Annotated in this window: 5 protein-coding genes; 3 read left to right on the top strand and 2 right to left on the bottom strand. The window is 67.4% G+C overall.

The window, feature by feature from the left end; genetic code table 11:
- The first annotated feature begins 249 nt into the window (after window positions 1-249).
- The 3 genes from ABW137_RS32580 to ABW137_RS32570 all read left to right on the top strand — a co-directional run bounded on the left by ABW137_RS32580 (window position 250) and on the right by ABW137_RS32570 (window position 3,925).
- Window positions 250-1,182 (top strand): 2-hydroxyacid dehydrogenase, encoded by a 933-nt coding sequence (locus ABW137_RS32580; protein ID WP_526406528.1) that lies wholly within the window; start codon window positions 250-252, stop codon window positions 1,180-1,182.
- A 77-nt stretch (window positions 1,183-1,259) separates the two neighbouring features.
- Window positions 1,260-2,249 (top strand): TIGR03885 family FMN-dependent LLM class oxidoreductase, encoded by a 990-nt coding sequence (locus ABW137_RS32575; RefSeq protein WP_526406526.1) that lies wholly within the window; start codon window positions 1,260-1,262, stop codon window positions 2,247-2,249.
- Complete coding sequence (locus tag ABW137_RS32570) at window positions 2,246-3,925, top strand: alpha-amylase family protein (RefSeq protein WP_526406524.1); 1,680 nt, start codon at window positions 2,246-2,248, stop codon at window positions 3,923-3,925. Before ABW137_RS32575 ends, ABW137_RS32570 begins: the two co-directional genes overlap by 4 nt.
- Window positions 3,926-3,929: 4 nt before the next feature.
- Here the strand turns inward: ABW137_RS32570 and ABW137_RS32565 are convergent, their stop codons facing one another.
- Together ABW137_RS32565 and ABW137_RS32560 are read right to left on the bottom strand one after the other, a co-directional pair.
- On the bottom strand, window positions 3,930-5,039 hold the full coding sequence (locus tag ABW137_RS32565; RefSeq protein ID WP_526406522.1) for a glycosyltransferase: 1,110 nt from the start codon (window positions 5,037-5,039) through the stop codon (window positions 3,930-3,932).
- Window positions 5,036-5,569, bottom strand: a 534-nt coding sequence (locus ABW137_RS32560; protein ID WP_526406520.1) for a glycosyltransferase family 2 protein, incomplete at its 5' end; no start/stop codon positions are given. The genes ABW137_RS32565 and ABW137_RS32560, both read right to left, overlap by 4 nt.

The following is a 5,569-nucleotide window of genomic DNA, read 5'->3' as shown; positions in this document are numbered from 1 at the left end:
GACGGCCGTTCGTAGGCTCTGCGGCCAACCGTCGGGCGGGCCCAGCGGGGTAGCGGTCCAGTCGACGAGGGCGAGATCCCGTCCGATCTCGTCATCAGCGCGGAAGACCACTCATCTTCCCTTCGTCACTGGTTGGAACGGACGTGCTTGGCGCTGGGCTGGACGGTCGGCGTCGTGTGGACAAGACAATCATTCGCCTCGCCGATCCCGCCAGCTTTTATAGGACAAACGTGCCCTAATCTTGGGCGAGTGACCGGACCGAATGCCATGCGAGTGAAGGTCCTCGTCCCCAACGATATCGGACTCGACCTCTCCGGCGGGCACCCGAAGATCGAGGCGGTCTTCTACGAGCCCGGCGCGCCGTGGCGCCCGGAGCACCTCGATGCGACCGTCGTGGTGGTGGGGTTCGAGAACGCCCCCGCCGTCGGGGCGCGGTTCGCGGAACTGCTGAACCTGCGGCTCGTCCAAACGCTGAACGCCGGCTATGAACAGTGGCTTCCGCACGTCCCCGAGGGCGTCCTGTTGTCCAACGGCCGTGGGGCGCACGGCGGTTCGTCGGCCGAATGGGTGGTCGCCGCACTGCTCTCGATCTACCGCCAGCTCCCGTACTTCGGCGAGCAACAGCAGCGCGGAGCCTGGCGGCCCCGGGACACCGAGACGTTGATCGGCAAGCGGGTGGTGATCCTCGGGGCAGGCGATCTGGCGGTGAACCTCGCGGCCCGGCTCGCGCCGTTCGAGACCGACGTAACACTGGTCGGGCAGCGAGCCAGGCCCGGCGTGCTCGCGCTCGGCGAGATCGACTCCTTGCTTCCGGACAGCGACGCAGTGGTCGCGATGCTGCCGAGCAACGCAGCGACGAACCGCCTCATCGACGCCGAGTTCCTTGCCAAGCTGCGCGACGGTGCCATCGTCGTCAACGCGGGCCGGGGCAGCGCCGTCGACACCGAGGCGCTCCTCGCCGAGCTGACGTCCGGCCGCCTGCGGGCGGCGCTGGACGTTACCGATCCCGAACCCCTGCCGGACGGCCATCCGTTGTGGTCGGCGCCCGGTTTGCTGCTGACGCCACACGTGGCGGGCAGCACCGAGGGAGCGTGGGATCGCGCTTGGCAAGTCGCCCAGCACCAGATCGGCGTCTACGCAGACGGCGGTACGCCCCCGAACCTGGTGACCGGTTCGCGCTGAGCGACCGATCGGACGGAAAGCGAGTCCCGTTTTCTGACGTCCACGTAAGTGTCGGGCAGAACGGGTATGCCGCGGCCATGACGGTCATCGGATTCCACTGTTCCCACGAACAGATCAGTCCCGCCCAGCTGCTCCGCGACGTTCAACACGCCGAACGCGCCGGCTTCACCGCCGGCATGTCCTCGGATCACCTGAGCCCGTGGAGCGAGCGGCAGAACGAGTCCGGGTTCGCCTGGTCGTTCCTCGGCGCCGCGTTGGCCACCACCAATCTGCCCTTCGGCGTGGTCAACGCGCCGGGCCAGCGCTACCACCCGGCGATCATCGCCCAGGCCATCGCGACGCTCGCTCAGATGTTCCCCGGTCGGTTCTGGGCTGCCCTTGGCTCCGGCGAGGCTTCCAACGAGCGCGTCACCGGCGAGGTGTGGCCCCGCAAGGAGGTCCGCGACCAGCGGCTACTCGAGTGCGTCGACGTGATCCGACGGCTGCTCAAGGGTGAGGAGGTCAGCCACGATGGGCTCGTCAACGTCAACCGCGCCCGGTTGTGGACGCTGCCCGACCAGGTCCCCGATCTCGTCGGGCCGGCCGTGACACCGAGAACCGCTGCGCGGCATGCCGAGTGGGCGGACGGGTTGATCACCGTCAACCAACCCAAAGAGACTCTGCAGAAGATCCTCGACTCCTACCGCGACGCAGGCGGCCGCGGTCCGGCCCGGCTGCAGATCCACCTCAGTTGGGCGCCGACCATCGACGAGGCGCGCGCGATCGCCTACGACCAGTGGCGCAACAACGTCTTCGGCCCGCCGGTGGCCTGGGATCTCGAGACGGTGGAGGCCTTCGACGTCATCGGCAAGACCGTGACGCCCGAGCAGGTGGCTGAGTCGGTGCGGATCTCCAGCGAGCTCGCGCAACATGCGGACTGGCTCGCGGAGTACGTCGAGCAGGGCTGGGACGAGCTGTACCTTCACTTCGTCGGCCAACGGCAGGCCGAGTTCATCGATGCGTTCGGTGACCGCGTTCTGCCGCAACTGTCCCCGACCGCCCCAGCGACGAGCACGGCGATGGCATGAGGAGCGTCGACACCGGCGACCTGTGGTGGAAGAACGCCGTCTTCTACTGCGCCGACATCGAGACGTTCAACGACAGCAACGGCGATGGCACTGGCGACATCCGTGGGATGGCCGACCGCATCGAGTATCTCGCCGACCTCGGCGTGACGTGCCTGTGGTTGATGCCGTTCTACCCGACCGCCCGCAAGGACGACGGCTACGACATCACCGACTTCTTCGGCGTGGATTCGCGGCTTGGCAATCTCGGCGACTTCGTCGAGCTGATGCGCACGGCTCGGTCGGCAGGAATCCGGGTGATCATCGACTTCGTGATGAACCACACCTCCGACGCCCACCCGTGGTTCAAGTCCGCCCGCCGCAGCAAGGACGACCCCTACCGGGACTACTACGTGTGGAGCGCTACCGAACCGAAGTCCAGCCCCAAGGACGTCGTCTTCCCCGACCAGGAGGACAGCATCTGGGAGCTCGACCCCAAGACCGACGAGTGGTACCTGCATCACTTCTACAAACATCAGCCCGACCTCAACATCGCCAATCCCAAGGTGCAGGAAGAGATCTCACGCACCCTAGGGTTCTGGCTCGAGCTCGGCGTCTCCGGATTCCGCATCGACGCGGTGCCGTTCCTGTTCGCCAAGGACGGCGTCCCCGGCGATCCCGGCGTCTTCGATCCCTACGAATACCTGGGCGACGTACGCAACTTCGTCACCCGCCGCGTCGGCGACGCCGTGCTCCTTGGCGAGGTCAACGTCGCTTACAAGGACCAGAAGGCCTTCTTCGGTGGGCCCGATGGCGACGGCCTGAACATGCAGTTCGACTTCATCGGCATGCAGAGCATCTACCTGTCGCTGGCGCGAGGCGACGCCAGGCCGTTGGCCAGGGCACTGCGCCAGCGGCCAAGCCTCGACGTGACCAGCCAGTGGGCGAACTTCGTGCGCAATCACGACGAGCTGACGCTGGACAAGCTGAGCGATGCCGAACGTCAGGAAGTCTTCGACGCCTTCGGGCCGGACCCGGACATGCAGCTCTACGACCGGGGGCTGCGACGGCGGCTGCCGTCCATGCTCGGCGGCGACGAGCGCCGAATGCGGATGGTGTACTCGCTGGCCTTCTCCCTGCCAGGCAGCCCGGTCCTGTTCTACGGCGAGGAGATCGGAATGGCCGAAAACCTCGACATTCCCGGACGATTGGCGGTTCGCTCGCCAATGCAGTGGAGCGACGGGGTCAACGGTGGCTTCTCGACGGCCGCCAAGCGCAAGCTCACCCGCCCACTCCCCGACGGACTGTTCGGACCCGACCGCGTGAACGCTGCCGCGCAACGCCACGACCATGGTTCGTTCTGGTGGTTCATCCGCGACCTCATCTACACCTACCGCCAACAGCCGGAGATCGGCTGGTCGACGCCGGCCATCGTGAAGCAGCCCAACCGGTCGGTGCTGGCCCATGTCTGCCGGACGGATTCAGCGTGGGAGATGTTGGCATTGCACAACTTCGGCGATGAGGGTTGCCTGGTGCCGATCGAGCTCGAGGACGCGCCTGCGGGGTCGGTGCTGGTCGACCTCCTCGACGGGCTCACGGAATACCCACTGGACTCGGCCGGGCGGGCGGAGCTCAGCCTGGACGCGTACGGCTATCGGTGGCTACGCGTGCTGCGGCCTGGTGACGACCCGATCATTTGAGAGTTCACCCGGCGAAGGGAACTCCCGTCGCACCGACGGCACGGCTGTCGATCAATTCGCGGTACTTGTCGAGGTACCGGGTGATCATGGCGTCCTGCGAGCAGTGCGTCTCGGCCCGCGCCCGAGCGGCGGACCTCGGCATCGCCGCCGCGTCAATGACGGCGCGCCGCAGCGCCTCGGCGTCACCGGGCGGAACCAGCCTGCCACTGGAGTCGTCGAGGATCTCGGGTATCCCCCCACGGGCCAGGGCGGCGACCGGCGTTCCACAGGCCAGCGCCTCGGCTGCCACCAGTCCGTAGGGCTCGTCCCACTGCGGCGTGACGAGCGCGACGGCCGCACCGCCCACCAGTGTGACGAGGTCACGCTGATGGAGATGGCCCTCGTAGCGCACGTCCGGCCCCAGCAGCGGTCGCACGTCCTGCTCGAAGTACGCCGTGTCCCCGACCGGACCGGCGAAGCGCAGGGTGAAGCCGGCCCCTCTCGCTGCTTCGATGGCGACGGTCAGACCCTTCTCTGGCACGATCCGGCCCGTCCACACGGCATAGTCACCGCCGGGGCCTGGTCGCCACGCCTCAAGGTCGATGCCGTTGGCGATCACGGGCACGACACCGTTGACCGGCCGCCACTGAGCGGCCGTGTACTCGCTGACCGCGACGAAATCGCTTGCCACGCCGCCGGGCAACGCCACGGCGGACTCCATCCACGGCAGCGGCGGCGTGTGCAGTGTGGTGAGCATTGGCATGGGGATGGTCCTGGCGAGCGCCAACGGTATGTAGTGCAGACTGTGGTTGTGCACGACGTCGAACGAATCACGCAGCGCACCAGCCAATTCCAGCATCACCGAGACGTAGGCGTGGGTCTCGTGGACGGTCCACGCCGGCGTGAGCCAATCCCGGCGCGACCTCGTCGTCATCTCGAATGTGTGCACGGGCAACACTTCGCAGGGTAGATCCGTTGACGACCCCTCGGCGGCGAACAGGCTGACGGTGTGACCACGTGCGTTGAGCGCGTGCACCACCTGTGACACGTGGGCTTCCAGGCCACCTGCGAACGGCTGGCGAACGGGGTAGCGGGCCGATGCCAGCACTGCCACGCGCAATGCGTCGTCGGTCACCCTGCCTCGCCCCTGGTGGCGGCCACGACGGCGGGCCGACTGACGCCGTCCCACCTGATCAGGCGCCGTGCGGCGAACGCGTCGAGCCAGCCCTGCATCGGCCACCATCCCCACCGGTCGTGAAAGACGTTGGCGTTGATCAGGATGTCGTCGAGATGTTCGACGGGCGGGTCGGACACCGGATGGTGCTGGTGAAATGCGTGGGCATCACCGACCCACCGCATCGTGACGGCTCGGCACGCGGCGAGCTGGCCAAAGTCCGTGTCTTCGCCGCCGTAGCCGACGTACGCCGTGCTGAAGCCGCCGATTCGCTGCCACGTCGGCACCGTCAGCGCGAACGAGAGCGACCAGAACAGTTCGTACTGAGTACTATCGACGATCTCGCCGGGGCCGGGCGCCGGACGGCCGGGATGAGGGTTGACCAGGGGGTACAGGTCGACGACGTCGTAACCTTCCGCGGGCGGCGGCTCGAGGTAGGTGACGGGCCCGCACAGCAGCGCGTCGGCGTGCCGCGGGTCCCGCGCCGCCGA

It is taken from the genome of Mycobacterium sp. (genome assembly GCF_040509115.1).
Classification (GTDB): Bacteria; Actinomycetota; Actinomycetes; order Mycobacteriales; family Mycobacteriaceae; genus Mycobacterium.
Note: the sequence above shows the minus strand (reverse complement) of the source record. Positions and strands in the feature narration are given on the sequence as shown.

Bases quoted from the DNA above. Each gene is read 5' to 3' on its own strand.
- ABW137_RS32570 (WP_526406524.1), top strand. From the start codon at position 2,246: ATGAGGAGCGTCGACACCGGCGACCTGTGGTGGAAGAACGCCGTCTTC.
- ABW137_RS32575 (WP_526406526.1), top strand. From the start codon at position 1,260: ATGACGGTCATCGGATTCCACTGTTCCCACGAACAGATCAGTCCCGCC.